This window comes from Schaalia sp. Marseille-Q2122, from assembly GCF_903645355.1.
GTDB lineage: Bacteria > Actinomycetota > Actinomycetes > Actinomycetales > Actinomycetaceae > Pauljensenia.
In genome coordinates this window covers 283,834-300,150 of the sequence record NZ_CAHJXR010000005.1, presented here as the reverse complement: position 1 = coordinate 300,150, position 16,317 = coordinate 283,834, and the positions used below count along the sequence as shown (strand labels likewise).

Annotated in this window: 13 protein-coding genes; 10 read left to right on the top strand and 3 right to left on the bottom strand. The window is 61.2% G+C overall.

Annotation, left to right across the window (positions count from 1 at the left end; all coding sequences use genetic code 11):
* Window positions 1-72: 72 nt before the first annotated feature.
* Complete coding sequence (locus HWX48_RS07465; protein WP_303048074.1) at window positions 73-3,897, bottom strand: multifunctional oxoglutarate decarboxylase/oxoglutarate dehydrogenase thiamine pyrophosphate-binding subunit/dihydrolipoyllysine-residue succinyltransferase subunit; 3,825 nt, start codon at window positions 3,895-3,897, stop codon at window positions 73-75.
* 380 nt (window positions 3,898-4,277) lie between these two features.
* Between HWX48_RS07465 and HWX48_RS07460 the strand changes: the two genes are divergently transcribed.
* From HWX48_RS07460 to fucO, 10 genes are all read left to right on the top strand, one after another.
* Complete coding sequence (locus HWX48_RS07460; protein WP_175956294.1) at window positions 4,278-5,591, top strand: hemolysin family protein; 1,314 nt, start codon at window positions 4,278-4,280, stop codon at window positions 5,589-5,591.
* Entirely contained in the window at window positions 5,588-6,634 is a 1,047-nt protein-coding gene (locus tag HWX48_RS07455) for a hemolysin family protein (protein ID WP_175956152.1), read from the top strand. The genes HWX48_RS07460 and HWX48_RS07455 overlap by 4 nt, the downstream gene beginning before the upstream one ends.
* Before the next feature lie 212 nt (window positions 6,635-6,846).
* On the top strand, window positions 6,847-7,773 hold the full coding sequence (locus HWX48_RS07450) for a M23 family metallopeptidase (RefSeq protein ID WP_254873013.1): 927 nt from the start codon (window positions 6,847-6,849) through the stop codon (window positions 7,771-7,773).
* Window positions 7,770-8,567, top strand: coding sequence for a glycerophosphodiester phosphodiesterase (locus tag HWX48_RS07445; protein WP_175956150.1), 798 nt, complete (start codon window positions 7,770-7,772; stop codon window positions 8,565-8,567). The genes HWX48_RS07450 and HWX48_RS07445 overlap by 4 nt, the downstream gene beginning before the upstream one ends.
* Before the next feature lie 55 nt (window positions 8,568-8,622).
* Window positions 8,623-9,327: a hypothetical protein gene (locus HWX48_RS07440; protein ID WP_175956148.1), complete on the top strand. Its 705-nt coding sequence runs from the start codon at window positions 8,623-8,625 to the stop codon at window positions 9,325-9,327.
* A 128-nt stretch (window positions 9,328-9,455) separates the two neighbouring features.
* On the top strand, window positions 9,456-10,451 hold the full coding sequence (locus HWX48_RS07435; RefSeq protein WP_175956146.1) for an ABC transporter ATP-binding protein: 996 nt from the start codon (window positions 9,456-9,458) through the stop codon (window positions 10,449-10,451).
* 78 nt (window positions 10,452-10,529) lie between these two features.
* Window positions 10,530-11,381 carry an ABC transporter permease gene (locus HWX48_RS07430; protein WP_175956144.1) on the top strand — a complete coding sequence of 284 codons (852 nt, stop codon included), beginning with the start codon at window positions 10,530-10,532 and terminating at the stop codon, window positions 11,379-11,381.
* Between the two features lie 47 nt (window positions 11,382-11,428).
* Window positions 11,429-12,739, top strand: a complete 1,311-nt coding sequence (locus HWX48_RS07425; RefSeq protein WP_175956142.1) for a sensor histidine kinase — start codon at window positions 11,429-11,431, stop codon at window positions 12,737-12,739.
* Complete coding sequence (locus HWX48_RS07420) at window positions 12,736-13,341, top strand: DNA-binding response regulator (RefSeq protein WP_175956140.1); 606 nt, start codon at window positions 12,736-12,738, stop codon at window positions 13,339-13,341. Before HWX48_RS07425 ends, HWX48_RS07420 begins: the two co-directional genes overlap by 4 nt.
* A 213-nt stretch (window positions 13,342-13,554) precedes the next feature.
* On the top strand, window positions 13,555-14,706 hold the full coding sequence (gene fucO, locus HWX48_RS07415; RefSeq protein WP_175956138.1) for a lactaldehyde reductase: 1,152 nt from the start codon (window positions 13,555-13,557) through the stop codon (window positions 14,704-14,706).
* Between the two features lie 132 nt (window positions 14,707-14,838).
* Here the strand turns inward: fucO and HWX48_RS07410 are convergent, their stop codons facing one another.
* Entirely contained in the window at window positions 14,839-15,381 is a 543-nt protein-coding gene (locus HWX48_RS07410) for a hypothetical protein (RefSeq protein ID WP_175956136.1), read from the bottom strand.
* 282 nt (window positions 15,382-15,663) lie between these two features.
* Window positions 15,664-16,314: an endonuclease III domain-containing protein gene (locus HWX48_RS07405; RefSeq protein WP_175956134.1), complete on the bottom strand. Its 651-nt coding sequence runs from the start codon at window positions 16,312-16,314 to the stop codon at window positions 15,664-15,666.
* Window positions 16,315-16,317 lie beyond the last annotated feature (3 nt).

The following is a 16,317-nucleotide window of genomic DNA, read 5'->3' as shown; positions in this document are numbered from 1 at the left end:
CGTAAAACGGGCTCCCACGATCGAATCTGGGGGCGTGACCGTGGGAGCCCTGGGGGTTGGAGGAGCGGCGCCTTAGCGGCGGAAGGTCTCCTCCAAGAGGGTGGCGTGCTGCTCCTTGTGCAGAGCAGCACGGCCCGCCGCCGTCGTTGCCGACGCCGGGCGGGAAACAAGGCGCACAGGGCGGCCAAGCTCAGGCACCATATTCAGTGCCACGAAAGGCCAGGCGCCTTGGTTTTGAGGCTCATCCTGAGCCCACACGAGTTCCGCGTTGGGCCAGCGCGAAATGAGGGCCTTCACGTCCTCGGTGGGCAGGGGGTAGAGCTGCTCAAGGCGAATGATCGCGGTGCTGTTCTCGCCACGGGCATCGCGCTCGCGGACAAGATCGTAGTAGAGGCGACCCGAGCACAGGACCACGCGGTCCACAGCCTGAGCAAGCACGCCAGCGTCGACCTCGTCAATGACAGGCTGGAAGGCGCCGTGCGTGAACTCTTCCAGGCTGGAGGTCGCAGCGGGTAGGCGCAGCAGTTGCTTGGGCGAGAACACCACGAGGGGCTTACGCGGGCGACGGTAGGCCTGCTCGCGCAGCATGTGGAAGTGGTTAGCCGGGGTAGAGGGCTGCACGATCCACATATTGTCCTCAGCGGCCAGCTGCAGGTAGCGCTCGATACGTGCCGAGGAGTGGTCGGGACCCTGACCCTCAAAGCCGTGGGGCAGGAGGAGCACCACGGAGGAACGCTGCTGCCACTTCTGCTCGGCGGAGGACACGAACTCATCGACTACCGTCTGGGCGCCATTGGCGAAGTCACCGAACTGGGCTTCCCAGATGACGAGGGCGTCGGGGCGTTCCACCGAGTAGCCGTATTCGAAGGCCATGACCGCGTACTCAGACAGCGGCGAGTCGTAGATGTCGAACTCGGCTTGGTCGCCGGTGAGGAATCGTAGGGGCGTGAATTCGCGGCCATTGGTGTTGTCGTGGAGGACCGCGTGGCGCTGAACGAAGGTGGCGCGGCGCGCATCCTGGCCGGAGACACGAACGGGGGTTCCTTCCATGAGCAAGGAGCCCAGGGCCAAGAGCTCACCAAAACCCCAGTCGATGGGCGCTTCCCCACGAGCCATTTGAGCGCGACGCTCGCACAGCTGGGCGATCTTGGGGTGGGGGGTGAAGTCGTCGGGGAAGGCCACGTGAGCCTCGCCAATGCGTGCGATGGTCTGGGGGTCGGCGGCCGAGGTCCAGCCGATCATCATGCCCTCTCCGGGGCGCTGAGATTCGGGCAGTTCCCAATCCTTGGGGGTGTCGCCCTCAACCTCGTCGGGGGACCAGCCCTTCGCGCGGGTTTCCACGAGGATGTGACCCAGCTCTGCCTCGTAGGCGTCAATGGACGCCTGGGCTTCCTCAACGGTCAGCTGACCGCGGCCGACGAGGTTGCGGGTGTAGACCTCGCGGGTGGAGGGCAGGCGCTTGATCATGCCATACATGACAGGCTGCGTCATTGACGGGTCGTCGCCCTCGTTGTGACCGCGGCGGCGGTAGCAGACCATGTCGATAATGACGTCCTTGTGGAATTCCTCGCGGTATTCGGCGGCCAGGCGCGCCACGCGCACGACGGATTCAGGGTCGTCAGCATTGACGTGCAGGATGGGGATTTGCAGGCCTTTGGCCAGGTCGGTGGGGTAGCGGGTGGAGCGGCCTGAGGTGGGGCCGGTGGTGAAGCCGATCTGGTTATTGACGATGATGTGGATGGTGCCGCCGGTGCGGTAGCCGCGCAGCTGGCTCATGTTGAGGGTTTCTTGTACGACGCCTTGGCCGATAAAGGCCGCGTCACCGTGGATGAGGACGGGCACGATGGGCAGTGAGGGGTCCTCAAGGCGGTCCTGCTTGGCGCGGACGATGCCTTCAAGGACGCCGTTGGCGGCTTCGAGGTGAGAGGGGTTGGCGGCCATGTAGACCTTCGTGGCCACGCCGTCCCCGATGGTGTAGATGCCTTCGGTGCCCAGGTGGTACTTCACGTCGCCTGAGCCTTGGACGGTGCGGGGGTCCTGGTTGCCTTCGAATTCGGAGAAGATCTGGGCGTAGGACTTGCCCGCTAGGTTGGCCAGGACGTTGAGGCGGCCACGGTGGGCCATGGCGATGGCGACCTCATGGATTCCGTTGACGGCCGAGTGGGCCAAGATGGCGTCCAGAAGGGGGATGAGGGACTCGCCGCCTTCGAGGGAGAAGCGCTTTTGACCAACGTACTTGGTTTGGAGGAACTCTTCGAAGGCTTCGGCATGGATGAGGGTGTCGAGGATGTGGAGCTGCTCGGGGTGGGTGGGCGGCTCGTAGGGTTGCTCAATACGCTGCTGGACCCAGACGCGCTGTTCGGGGTCTTGGATGTGCATGTATTCAATGCCGACGGAGCGGGTGTAGGTGTCGCGCAGGCGGAAGAGGATGTCACGCAGGAGCATCTGGTTTTCGCCGCCGAATCCGCCGGTGGGGAAGGCGCGGTCGAGGTCCCACACGCTCAGCCCGTAGCGGGTGATGTCCAGGTCGGGGTGGCGTCGCACGCGGTATGCGAGCGGGTCAGTGTCTGCGGCGAGGTGTCCGCGCGAGCGGTAGGCGTGGATGATTTCGGTAATGCGTGAGGGCTTGCCCTTGTCACGCTCGGGATCATATTCGTGGTCGGGTTCCCACCGGTAGGGCAGGTGGGGCACCTGGAGGGCGTCGAAGACGCGGTCGTAGAAGCCGTCCTCGCCAGAGAGTTTTTGGGACACGAGGCGCAGGAATTCACCCGAGGCCGCACCTTGGATGACGCGGTGGTCGTAGGTGGAGGACATGAACATGGTCTTGCCAATACCCATGCGGGCTAGGCGCTTGGGGGAGACGCCCGCAAATTCGGCGGGGTATTCGGTGGCACCCACGCCGATAATGAGGCCCTGTCCGCTCATGAGGCGGGGTACTGAGGTGGTGGTGCCCAGGGTGCCGGGGTTGGTGACGGAGACGGTGGCGCCCTTGTAGTCGTCAGCGGTGAGTTCGCCCTTGCGGGCGCGAGAGACGATGTCCTGGTAGGCGGCGACAAACTCAGGGAAAGTGAGCAGGTCTGCCTTTTTCAGGACCGGCACGATGAGGGAGCGGCTGCCGTCAGCCTTGGGGACGTCAATGGCGAGGCCGAATCCAACGTGGGCGAGGTGCTCCATGGTGGGCTTGCCGTCAACGACGCTGTAGCGCACATTCATCTGCGGCATTTCGCACAGGGCTTCAACGATGGCGTAGCCGATGAGGTGGGTGAAGGAGACTTTGCCGCCGACGGTGCGGGCCAGGTGGGTGTTGAGCAGGGCCCGGTTTTCGATGAGAAGTTTGGCGGGGACCTGCCGGGTGGAGGTGGCGGTGGGAACCTGGATGGACTCTTCCATGTTCTTCGCGGTGGCGCGGGCGATGCCGCGTAGGACTTCGGAGTAGTCATCGGTGGCGGGGGCTGCACCGCGGGATGCGGCCCGCTCTTCGATGATGCCGCGCCGGGTGTAGGGGCTGGTGGCGTCAGCGAGGATTGAGGGGGGTGCCGGAGGCAGGTCGGAGCGGGTGACTGAGACGGTGTTGGGGCGTTCTTCTTCGACCCGGGCTGCGGGGGAGAAGGCCTCAGGTGGCCAGGTGTCCTGGTCGGGGCGTGGTGCAGCGTGGTGTTCTCCGCGTGGGGGGAAGGGCTTCGAGGGCGTCCGGCCTGCGATGGGTGCAGGAGCGTACTGGGGGAGGGCTGGCCGTGCGGGGTTGTGGAAGGGAGGGGCGGGGGCGATGGGTCGAATTTGCTGGGGGGCACCGGCGAAATGGTCGCGCCAGGATTGGTCCACTGAGGAGGGGTCTTCCTGGTATTGGCGGTGCATGCGTTCGACGATCCAATCGTTAGGGGAAGAAGTGTCCTTCACCGTCGTCTCCACTTTCCATACAGGTTGATATCAACGTTGATAACTGCTGGCACTCATAATATGACGAAAGTCCCAGGTGTGTGTGCTTTTGACAACATTTGGGAGGGTTTGAGAGCTGCACTGTAAACACTCTTGACCCTTCTTTTAAAAGAGGCGGGGAGGGGTCTGTCCTCAGCAAAGAGGGGCGCTCGCTCTCGCCAGCCGCGCGATTGCCCACATCCCCCGCCTCTTCCCCTCCCGCACCGCCCTCGCCCTGTAGGATCGAGACATCATGGACAGTGACAGTTGTAGCCACCAGGCCTTTGTGTATTGCCCGGCGCCGCACTCCTTCGCGCCACGAGCCCTTCAAGGTGTGATGCTGCGTGCTCGTTGACATCCTCATGCTCCTCCTGGGGGTCGTCCTCACAGCAGGAACTTTCCTCTTTGTTGCCGCCGAATTCTCCCTCGTCGCCCTCGACCAAGCCGTCGTTGAGCGCCGCTCCGTCGAAGGCGACAAACGTGCCACCCAGGTTCTCCGTGCCACCCGCACTCTTTCTACCCAGCTATCAGGGGCGCAAATCGGCATTACCCTGACCACCATCTTGCTGGGCTACACTACCCAAACCTCCCTGACGAATATCCTGGCTGACTTGCTTGGTAATGCTGGCGTTGCCTCGGCTCTGGCCACAGGTGTCGCCTTGGCCGTCTCGGCCATCGTCGTCAACGCTTTTTCGATGCTCGTGGGTGAACTCATCCCCAAGAACCTCGCCTTGGCAAAACCTTTAGAAACAGCTGGCCTGGTTGTCCCCTTCCAAATGGCATTCACCGCCATCTTCAACCCCCTCATCAGGGTTCTTACTCGCGTTGCAAACGCCATGCTGCGCGCTTTCGGGATTGAACCCCAAGAAGAAATCTCCGCTGCGCGCTCCTCCTCCGAACTCGCCGCCCTCGTGCGCCACTCCGCACAGGAAGGCACCCTTGATACCTCAACCGCAGCTCTGCTTACCAACTCCATCCGCATCGGAGAACTCACTGCCGTTGACGTCATGACCGACCGAGGCCTCCTCCACACCCTCCCCGAGTCCGCCAGCGCCGCCGACGTTGTTGATCGAGCGCGCGAAACTGGCCACTCGCGCTTCCCCGTCATCGGCGATGACAGTGATGACATCGTTGGTATTGTCAGCCTGCGTCGCGCTATTGCCGTGCCCTACGAGCGGCGGGCTGAAGTCCCCGTGATCTCCTCCTCCCTCATGACCGAAGCCCCCAAGGTTCCAGAGACCGTTCCCCTGGGGCCCCTCATGCTCCAACTGCGCGATGAGGGCGTGCAAATGGCCGTCGTTGTCGACGAATATGGCGGGGTCTCCGGCATCGTCACCCTCGAAGATGTCGTCGAGGAGATCGTGGGCGAGGTCGCCGACGAGCACGACCTGCGGCGCCTCGGCATCCGGCAGCGTCCAGATGGCACCTACCTCGTGCCGGGCACCCTGCGCCCCGACGAGCTCGCCCAGCGCGTCGGCATTGTTCTGCCTGAAGACGGCCCTTACGAAACCCTCGCTGGCCTGGTGATGACCCACTTGGGTCGCGTGCCCATCGTGGGCGATCGCCTGAAGATTGCGGGCGCCGTCATTGCTGTCACGCAGATGCAGGGCAGACGAGTCACGCAGCTCGCCCTCGTCCCACCTGCCCCTGCCGAGGATGAGGAGGTGCACCTGTGAACCCCGTTCTCGCTCTCCTCCTGACGGTGCTGCTTCTGGCGATCAACGCCTTCTTCGTCGCTGGCGAATTCGCGACGACTTCTTCGCGTCGCTCCCAGGTTGAACCCCTCGTTGAGCAGGGAGTACGAGGTTCCCGCCAGGCCATGTACGCCCTCGAGCACGTCTCGCTCATGCTCGCCATCTGCCAGCTGGGCATTACCGTGGCCTCAACGTCGCTGGGCGTCGTTGCCGAACCCGCCATCGCCCACCTCATCGAAGAACCCCTCGTGGAATGGGGCCTGCCTGCCGCCAGCGCCCACGTCTTCGGCTTCGCCATCGCCCTGGCCATCGTGCTGATCTTGCACGTTGTCATCGGCGAAATGGTGCCAAAGAATATTTCCATCTCCACCGCCCACCGCGCACTCCTTGTCCTCGCCCCACCCCTGGTGGCCATCGGCCACCTCGTGCGCCCCCTCATCGAAGCGATGGACCGCGTCGCCAACTGGTTCCTGCGACGCTTCGGCATCGAACCCCAATCCGAGGTGTCCTCGACCTTCACCGTTGAGGAAGTGGCCTCCATTGTGGAACTCTCCCAGCAGGAGGGCATGCTCGACGATGACCTGGGACTGCTCACCGGCACGCTGGAATTCTCCGAAGAAACCGCAGGGGATTCCATGGTGCCCCTGGCTGAATTGATTATCCTTCCCCACGATGTCACTCCCGCCGCCGTGGAACGCGAGGTCGCCCAGACCGGATACTCGCGCTTCCCAGTGGTTGGCGAGGACGGCGCGATCGTCGGCTACGTGCACCTCAAAGACGTGCTCTACGCCGAAGACGAAGCCCGCGAGGAGCCCATTACCTCCTGGCGGATCCGCCGCATGGCCTCGATCAACGCCTCTGACGAGGTGGAAGACGCCCTGCGCCTCATGCAGCGCACAGGATCGCACTGCGTGGAGGTCCGTGACGAGGTCGGCGCCGTCGTGGGTGTCCTCTTCCTGGAGGACATCCTCGAAGAACTTGTCGGCGAGGTGCGTGACAGTCTCCAGCGCGAAACCAACCTGTGAAGCGCCTGAGGGTGACGGAAAGGGGAGCATCGCTTGGAGGATCTGGACGGAGTGGAGACGCACAAAGGTAAATGGGGTGCGCACATGCGTGATCTGATGCTCAACTACTCGCACTGGCAGCGTTAACGAGGTAGGTTTAGAACAGTCATTTCGTGAGCGCCTGATCTGCACCAAAGTCCAGGTGTTTCGCAGGAGAAGGGTAAGGAGTCGGAGTGACCCACGGCATGCAGGGAGAATACCCGTTCCCCTCACGCACGCAGTTGCATGGACGTTCCCGTACCACTGTCACCGCAGCCGACAACCCCTATTCGTCGCTCCTGGCGCCGGAGAGTGAAACTCTTCCCACCCAGAGCCGATCGCATAGCAGTCAAGAGCACGCCGCTCTGCCTCGCTCCATGCGTCAGGTCATCAAAGCCTCTGCTTTGGCCCTCCTTACCCTGACCACTGTGGTCGTGCCCGTCGCGGGCTTCATCGGGCCAGACTCCTCCGTCCAACTGCCTGTCAAGATCCTGTCCTCCGGTACAGGTGGTCACACCTGGGTGGGCACTGTCAATTCCTCCATCGAGTACGCCTCCCTGGAAGGTGCCGTCGCAGCGGCCTCGCGTACCCGCGTGCGCACCCCTTTGCTGGCCACCGCCTGCGTCCCCGCAGAAACAGCGGCCAATGGTGACCGAGTCGTCGTCAAACAAGAACGCGTGTACTGGCCACTCAAGCCCGGAACCTACGAGATCACCTCCGGTTTCTCCATGCGTATCTCTCCAGTGTCAGGCCAGATGCTCATGCACGAGGGCGTTGATATGGCCGCATCCCTGGGCACCCCCATGTACTCCGCTGCCGCTGGCGTCGTCACCGAAGTGGCAGAGAATTCCCGATCAGGCGCCTATGTCGTCATCCGTCACGAAGGCCAAGATGGCACCCCCTACTTCTCGGCCTACCTGCACCAGTACATGAACGACATTGTCGTCACGCAGGGGCAAGAGGTTGACGCAGGGCAGCTCATCGGCGCCGTCGGCAATAACGGCTGGTCCACCGGCGCCCACCTGCATTTCGAGATCCGTGATGCCGCAGATAAGCCGATTGACCCCGTGCCTTTCATGGAGGAAGCCGGGGCGACCTTCCTTGGACAGGAGTGTCAATGATCCCCGTCGTCGCCGGTGGATGCCCGCTCGTCTTCGCTCACCGTGGGGGAGCTGCTGAAGTCGCTGAAAACTCCATGCTCGCTTTCGACCGGATGCGCAGCATCGGTGTACGTCATATTGAAACCGACGTGCATGTCACTGCCGATGGTCGAGTAGTTGTTCACCATGACGACGTCATTGACCGCACCTATGACGGTGAAGGTCGTGTTGAAGACCTCACCTGGGCGGAACTGGTGACCATGCGCAATGGTGCTGGCGAACGCATGCCCCTGCTCGAAGAGGTATTCGAAGCCTACCCTGACCTGTGGTTCAACATTGACGCCAAGAGCGATGGCGTTGTCGAACCCCTCCTGGCTACTTTGGAGCGCTGCAAGGCCTTCGACCGGGTCATGCTCGCCTCCTTCTCTGAACGCCGCCTGCAGCGCATCCGTGCCATGGCTCCTGGGAAAGTCTCGACATCCCTGGGCGTCAGTGCCGTAGCCCGACTGCTCGGCGCTGCCCAAACCGCCACCAACGCCGGTTCCTGGCACGTGCCTGGGCCTCGTCAGGGCGTGCGCGCCGTGCAGGTGCCCCACTATCAGGGGCCCATCCGCGTTGTTGACCCGCGTTTCATCGCCACCGCCCATACTCTGGGCTTGGCAGTTCACGTGTGGACCATTAATGAACCAGCAGAAATGGTTGAACTCATTGAGATGGGCGTTGACGGTATCGTCACCGACCGGCCCTCGATGATGCGTGAATTGCTGATTGCTCGTGGCCAATGGCGTGAGCTTCCCGCCCCTAACGCGCGCTGAGTCTCTGTCTCGCCTGCAATGAGTGCGTGACGATCTTGGGAAGTAGAAGAAGATTATGGCAGTGCTGATCCAGGCCGTTATCGTCCTCATTCTTCTGTACGTCATCGGGCGGATTGTCTATAGAGGCCGCAGCGACGCTGAATATTCCTTCGTCGCAGTCATGCTGCACTTCCTCATCATGCTTGCGACCACAGCTATTGTCCTGCCCGTCGTGGCAATGGGAATGATGTCGCTTGCGACCATTATTGAACTCATTCGAGATCCCTCCATTTTCGTCGATATCGAGACCTCGCCTTTTGGGCAGACTTTTGGCAAGTTTGAAGGCGGCTCCTTCCTTCTGGGGCTCCTCATCATGATTCTGCTGACAGCAATCGTGCATTATTGCTGGCGCCAGATGGTCATGCAGGTTCTTCCTCTGCTGCGACTCAGCGGCGACGACTACGAAATCTCAGAGTATTTCATCCAATGGATGACGATTTACTTGGCTGTCTACCAGTTCTTCTTCGACGGTATGCGCAGCATTGTTGTCCTGATCGATGGGGAACTCACTGCTGAAGAAACCTTTGACATCATTTTGAATCCCGCCAACGTTAACCTGGTCATCCAGCCGCTGCTGATCTCCACCTGGATCGTGATTGTCATGGAGAAACTACGGGCCCGCCACCATGAGAAGCACGAACAGTCGGCCAACTCAAGTTTTGACAGAGCACCCATTCAGGGCAGCGGAGAAAAGTTAGCGTCAGTAGAGCAGGCTAAATAACTACTGACAAATGTCATGGGTTGCTTCTGAAGAACCCACATGAAGTGGTGATATCGCTCAGTAGGGGAGCTCCATTGTCGGGGGAACACTAGAAACATCAGTTGTTCACCGCCCCGAAGGAGCCTCTCATGAGCGTCATCGAAGCCCAGGATATTGTTCGCACCTACGGTAAGGGTGCCTCGCGTTTCACTGCCGTTGACGGCGTGTCTTTCCAGGTTGAACGAGGTGAACTCGTCGCCCTCCTGGGAACCAACGGCGCTGGCAAAACCTCGCTGACGGAAATCCTCCAAGGCACCGCTCCGGCAACGTCTGGCGAGGTACGTCTCTTTGGGCACGACCCCCAAAAAGAACGGGCTGCGGTACGCCCTCGCACCGGCATTATGCTTCAAGAGGCCGGTTTCGCTGACGACCTGAGCGTCGCGGAAACCCTCACCATGTGGCGTGGCACCATGGCTCAGGGACGCAGCGTTGCCGATGCAATGGACCTTGTCAACCTCAGCCACCGCGCAACGGTTCGCGTCAAGGCTCTCTCGGGCGGGGAACGTCGCCGCCTTGACCTGGCTATGGCCACCCTGGGACGGCCTGAACTCCTCTTCCTTGACGAGCCCACCACCGGCCTTGATCCCGCATCCCGACGCGCCACCTGGGAGTTCATTAGCTCCATGCTCAACGAGGGCACCACTGTCTTCCTCACCACTCACTACCTTGAAGAAGCTGAAGCCCTGGCGGACCGCGTTATGGTGATGGCCACGGGACGTATCCTCACTGAAGGCAGCGTCGCACAGATCGTCGCCTCTCAGCCTTCAACGATTAGTTTCGTTGTCCCAGAAGCCCAGGCAGGTGCTCTGAGGATTGACGAGGCCGCTCTTGCCACCCTCCCTGCGCTCAGCGGCGCAGTGGTCCGCGAGCGCCAGCGCTTCGTTCTGCACAGCTCGGACCTGCAAACAACCCTGGGGGCCTTGCTGGCACTCGCAGATAGTCACGGTGTGCGTTTGGAAGCTCTCGATGCGCGCAGCGCGGCTCTTGAGCAGGCCTTCTTAGCGCTGACCGCTCAGAGCACAGGAACTGAGGCTGGTGTCTCTTCTTTGGAAGATCCTGCCTTCCTGGCCACTGCATCCCGTTAGGCGGCACTCTTCAAAGTGTCGTTGCACTCCCTATGCCTTTGACCCTTGTCGTTTTCCCTCCTTGGAAAGGAATCCACCATGAGCTCCCTGACCCTTCACGGCCCAAGCTCCACCCCCGCGTCGTCCTCGTCCACGCCTCGCACCGCCGGTATTCTTCAGCGCATGAGCGCGCTGGTCGCAGCAGAAAGCAAACTCTTTTTCCGTAACCGCACGGTGCTGCTCAACGCCCTCCTGCTCTCACCACTGATGGCCCTCGCCCTGGCTCCGCTCCTCCTTGATACTCTCGGCGCTGAGAGCTTCGCCGTTCTCGTCATGCAGATGCTGGTGGGTTTTGGTGCGATGTTCGTCATCTACTACAACTTCACCACGATCGTGGTTGCCCGACGCGAGGCAGGTATCTTCCAACGGATGAATACCGGTCAGGCCAGCGTGTGGGAGGCGCTTGTTGCCGCTGTTGTCCCTTCGGCTGCGGCCCTGGTTGTGCAGGTGCTGACCGGCATGATTGCCGTTGCTGTTCTGGGTAAAGTAATGCCACTGGTCAACCCGGTGGCCCTGCTTGTCGCCATCGTGGGTGCTGTCGTGATTTTCGCTGGATTGGGAGCGTGGACCTCAGCGTGGAGTTCAAGCGTTGAGGCCGCGCAGTACTCCTCAATGCCTCTGATGCTGGCAGCATTGTTCTTTTCTGGTTTGTTCTTCCCCGTCCAGTTCATGCCCGAGACTTTGCAAACCATCTGCTCCTACTCGCCCCTGTACGCGGTGAACGCGCTGGTGGGGATCTCAATGGGGGTTGCTCCTGTTATTGACGGGGGCGCTGCATTGAGTGTGGGTGAATCCTTCTTGGCCATGATGGTGCCCACCGTGACGGTCATTGCCTGGTCAGCCGTAGGAATCTACCTCGCCCGGTACACGCGTTTTAGCCGCCGTGCCTGAACGTGTCCTCACCCAGGATTGGCTTGAGGATCTGGAAGAATACGATTATGACCTTGCAACGCGCAGTTCCCGCTGGCAGTGGACGCATGCGTTCCTATGTGCTGTGGTCCTTCTTCCTTCTCTTTGCGGCATCGCCCCTCTTCTCTGCGATAGTTCTGGTCATTGTTGACGCCGATATATCAATCTCGTGGTGGGGGCGGGCCCACATGATCCTCATCAGTGTTGAGGCCCTCCTCGCCATCATGTACGGGCGGCGCCTGCTCAGTTACGCGCTTGACGGTACGCCGCTACCACGCTGGGTGCTCCCCACGATTGTCACACTCGGTGGGGCCTCGGCCCTGGCAGGCGGCCTCGTCAAGCAGATCGTTTCCGACCGCGAGAACGTTTTTCTTTCTACCCTTCCTGTGCTCCTCCCCCTCTTGCTCTTGATGTGGGCGTTAGCGTTGCTCATCTCTGCGCGCACGAACTATGTCATTGGTGGAGCAGTGGTGGGCATTGTCGTCATCCATCAGGGCATAACCACCTACGAGCTTGTTGGTACAGAACCCCAGTACTGGGGTGCGCGGATGGTCTCAACCGTTATCGCAACGACTTTTACCGTGGCGCTGAGCGTGTGGAGCTGTCAGTGGACACTCTCCGTCACCCGAGCGGTGGACACTCACGCCAAAGTTGACGCGGTGAAAGCAGATCTTGCTGCGGCGGAGGAACGCCTGCGTATTGCCCGCGATCTGCACGACGTCTTTGGGCGAACCTTAACGGCGGTAGCCGTAAAGTCTGAGTTAGCGGCAGTCCTGGCAGAAGCCGAGGGCGCTGAGCGTGCAGCTGAAGAATCCCGGCGTGTACGCGCCCTGGCTGACGATGCCCTGCGTGAAGTGCGTTCGGTATTGGCCGAGTATCGACGCCCTGAACTCTCCACCGAGCTGAGCGGCGCCCACTCGCTTCTGACAGCAGCAGGCGTGCAGGTACGCATCATTGGCGAGGATGAAGCCTTGCCTCCCCAAGTCGCTGAAGGCTTGGCGCTTGTGGTGCGAGAGACGGCAACAAATATTGTTCGCCATTCTGAGGCGACGCGCGCCACCTTCCGCCTGTCCTACGAGGAATCCGGCGTGACCCTCACAGTGACGAACAATAGAGCGCGCCCGATGACAAGCCAACACGAAGAAACGCCCGGATCAGGACTGGAAAGCCTGGCCGCGCGACTTTCCGTGATGGGGGGAGCCCTCACCTGGGAACGCAAGGATGATACCTTCACTGTGGTGGCACATATGGAGGGCGCGCAGGACATGCCTTCTGGGACGCGCAGTGGGACGCACGGTGGGATGCGCAGTGGGACGCAGGAAAGAAGGACACAGTCATGATTCGAGTCATTATTGCTGACGATGAGACCCTTCTTCGGGAAGCCCTCGAATCAATACTGGCGCTTCAAACTGATATTGAGGTGGTCACTGTGGCCGCTTCTGGCACCGAAGCGATCGCCCACATCAACCACCACCAGCCTGATGTGGCACTCCTTGACCTGCAAATGCCAGGGGCTGACGGCATTGAAGTGATTGAGAGTGTTCGTGCATCCAGCCCCGCGACGCGCAGTATTATCCTCACCTCTCACGCCCGCCCCGGCCACCTCAAACGCGCCCTGGAAGCCGGAGCGCGCGGCTTTGTCCCCAAGACCACCTCGGCAAAAGTGCTGACCGACGTGATCCGCAAGGTTCACGAAGGCGGCCGCTATGTCGACCCTGAGATCTCAGCCGAAGCAATCGCCGCGGGGGATTCACCCCTGACCCCACGCGAGGCTGACGTCCTCGAACTTGCTGCCGGAGGCGCGCCTGTGGAAGAGATTGCCGAACGGGCGCACCTGAGCGTGGGGACGGTACGCAACTACCTTTCCAGTGCTGCTCATAAGCTGGGCGCTCCTAATCGCCATGTGGCGGTGGAGGTGGCGCGCTCGCGGGGGTGGATCTAGGCGACACCCTGTGGCGGGTGCGTATTGTATATGTCCTGTTTGATATTGTCCGGAGTCTTTCCTCGAGCTGGGAAAATGTGCAAAAGCGGCTTAGGTTTACCTAAGAAATTGGGACTCTTGGGCCTTGGGGAGGGAAAAGAACCGCCATAGGCTGGCACTGTCAGCGCACACATCGTGCCCATCCCCCTCCCACAGAACTGAGGTATTCGAACAATGACGTATCGGATGATTTTCAACCAGACCGGCTACTTCGGACGCGGCGCCATCGCCAACATCCCCCAAGAAATCAGCAAGCGCGGCCTGCGCAAGGCCTTCATCGTGACCGACCCCGCACTGGTCGGCAATGGCACTGTCACCCGCATTACCGACCTGCTTGACGAGGCCGACATCGCCTGGGATGTCTTCTCTGACGTCGTGCCCAACCCGCCCGTCGAAAAGGTCCAGGCGGGCCTTGCCGCCTTCCGTGACTCCGGAGCTGAGATCCTCATCGGCCTGGGCGGCGGCAGCCCGCAAGACACCTGCAAGGCCATCTCCGTCATTGCCACCAACCCTGAGTTTGAAGACGTTCTCTCCCTTGAGGGCCTCTCGCCCACAACCAAGCCTGGTGTGCCCATTATTGGCGTGCCCACCACCGCGGGAACAGCCTCGGAAACCACCATCAACTACGTCATCACCGACACCGCCAACCACCGCAAGTTTGTCTGCGTCGACCCCCATGACATTCCCGTCGTCGCCGTCGTCGACCCAGACCTCATGGATGGCATGCCGCGCAGCCTCAAGGTCGCAACCGGCCTCGACGCCCTCACTCACGCCATCGAGGGCTACATCACGCCCGGTGCCTGGGCTCTGTCGGATGCCCTGTGCTTGAAGTCGATCCAGATGATCGCCAAGAACCTACGCGCCGCAGCTGAGGGTGACCTCGACGCCGTCGAACAGATGGGGCTCGCCGCCTACATCAACGGCATGGCCTACTCCAATGTGGGGCTTGGCCTCGTGCACGGCATGGCTCACCCCCTGGGTGGCCGCTACGACGCCCCACACGGCCTGGCTAACGGCATTTTGCTGGCCAAGGTCATGGCCTTCAACGCTGAATACACCGGCGAGAAATACCGCGACATTGCCGCCGCTTTCGGTGTTGAGGGCGCCCACACCATGCCCCTGGAGGAAGCGCGCCAAGCCGCCGTTGATGCCGTCGCTCAGCTGACCGTCGACCTGGGTAACCCCACGACCATCTCTGAAATTGGCGTGACAGAAGACGGCATCGCTGGCCTGACAGATGACGCTTTTGCTGACGTGTGTACGCCGGGCAACCCCCGCCCTGTGACCCGCGACGACATTGAGGCGATCTACCGCTCGCTCATGTGAGGCCTTCCCTCGTTCACGAGGAAAGTAAGACGCTAGAAAGGGTGTGGCCTGGCTGCAAGGGCAGGCCACACCCTTTCATGTGCGCAAGTCCTCTCTTTGCTCGTCCACCCCAGTGTGCTCGAAGTAGCGCTCCTAGCCGCGGGCCCGCTCCTCGTTTAAAAACTCGCTGCGATACTCAAGGGTGTGGCAGTCCACGGTCATCCGTTTGAAGGTCGTCGGCCCATTCGAGGGGCTGCGGTATTCGCTCAGCCCGACATACAGCGTGGCTGTTTCTCCCTTCCACGCAAGGTGCATTTCCTGCTCGAGACCTTCACTCGTGTCACTGATGATCCAATCATCGACGTGGTGAAGGCTGAGGCTCCACGGTTGTCGGACGTAGATGTCGCCGGTGTACCAGTCATCGAAGTAAGGATCAGCACTCGTCCATAATTCGCAGCCCTGTTCGGATACCGGCGTTAAGCGCGAGTAAGAGGACGAGAAAGCAAACACAAACAGGCTCATGACAGCAAGAAAAAAGATGAGCGCTCCGCCTGCCAGGAAGACGCCCGCCCGCCACAGGATCGACCACCATGAGTGCGCGGCGTTGCGTAGGGCGTGGGCAGCAGAAGCGGAGGAGTCTGGTGTACTCAGCGGGGGAGTAGCTGTGCCCGAGTCCATGATGAGATAGGTGCTCACGCAGATTGATACTGCGAGGGATCCTAGCCAAACAAGTATGAGGCTAAACCCGTCGACGACGAATATCCCCAGTATGAGAGGCTGTAGCTCGAAGCTGAGAGAATCCCACCAAGGGCCAAGCTTGGCTGTCAGGAGCCCAAGGCCAGGGATTATGCCTCTGAGCATAAACATCAGGAGGGGCGAGGCAAGCATCGCCGTCACGATCAGCCATCGCGCCAGGCGTGTCCGTTCTTTCCACGAGGTGTGCGCTTGCCTGGTTGACGCGCCTGTCTCGACGGACATCTAGCTCCTCCCCTTGAGGCTCTCAAGTACAGCATTATAAGAACCCTCCGCTTGAGCCAGCTTTCCGGCATCAACAATCAGGCCGTGGAAGACTGCGAGTTCTTCGACGCTAAAAGCTGCCGCCTCAACATGCTCGCTCAGTGCGCGTCGGGCTGCCTCGTAGGTGGAGGGCACCTCAAACCCCAGGTGGGTGAGCAGACGGCGGGCGTACAGGTCCCAGATGAACGCGGGGCGCCTATAGACGTAGAGAAGAATGTCATCAGCCGTTTCTGGCCCCACACCCTTGACCGCTAAGAGGCTGGCACGCAGGGCCTCGTCCCCTAATGACGAGGCTAACGCGTGGTTGGCCTGAAACCAGGAGGTGACATTGTGCAGATATCGGGCCTTGACATTCATGTAGCCCGCCGGACGAATAAGCTCCGCTAGATGCGCGTGCTCAAGAGCGAGGATGCCCTCGGGGTGAAGATGCCCGCCCTCGCGCAGGGCAGTGATGGCGTACTCAACATTGCGCCAGGCGACGTTTTGCGTGAGCACTGCGCCAATGACAATCTCAAACTCACTCTCGGCCGGCCACCACTTCGCCTGCGGAGAGGAAACGGCGAGAGCCTCGTAAATCGTGCGAAAGGAAGGCAAAGGGGAAGTCAGCGTCATAGG

Excerpts from the sequence above, each read along its gene's own strand:
- fucO (WP_175956138.1), top strand. The coding sequence starts at position 13,555 with ATGACGTATCGGATGATTTTCAACCAGACCGGCTACTTCGGACGCGGC.
- HWX48_RS07460 (WP_175956294.1), top strand. The coding sequence starts at position 4,278 with ATGCTCCTCCTGGGGGTCGTCCTCACAGCAGGAACTTTCCTCTTTGTT.
- HWX48_RS07440 (WP_175956148.1), top strand. The coding sequence starts at position 8,623 with ATGGCAGTGCTGATCCAGGCCGTTATCGTCCTCATTCTTCTGTACGTC.
- HWX48_RS07435 (WP_175956146.1), top strand. The coding sequence starts at position 9,456 with ATGAGCGTCATCGAAGCCCAGGATATTGTTCGCACCTACGGTAAGGGT.
- HWX48_RS07405 (WP_175956134.1), bottom strand. The coding sequence starts at position 16,314 with ATGACGCTGACTTCCCCTTTGCCTTCCTTTCGCACGATTTACGAGGCT.
- HWX48_RS07420 (WP_175956140.1), top strand. The coding sequence starts at position 12,736 with ATGATTCGAGTCATTATTGCTGACGATGAGACCCTTCTTCGGGAAGCC.
- HWX48_RS07425 (WP_175956142.1), top strand. The coding sequence starts at position 11,429 with ATGACCTTGCAACGCGCAGTTCCCGCTGGCAGTGGACGCATGCGTTCC.
- HWX48_RS07445 (WP_175956150.1), top strand. The coding sequence starts at position 7,770 with ATGATCCCCGTCGTCGCCGGTGGATGCCCGCTCGTCTTCGCTCACCGT.
- HWX48_RS07430 (WP_175956144.1), top strand. The coding sequence starts at position 10,530 with ATGAGCTCCCTGACCCTTCACGGCCCAAGCTCCACCCCCGCGTCGTCC.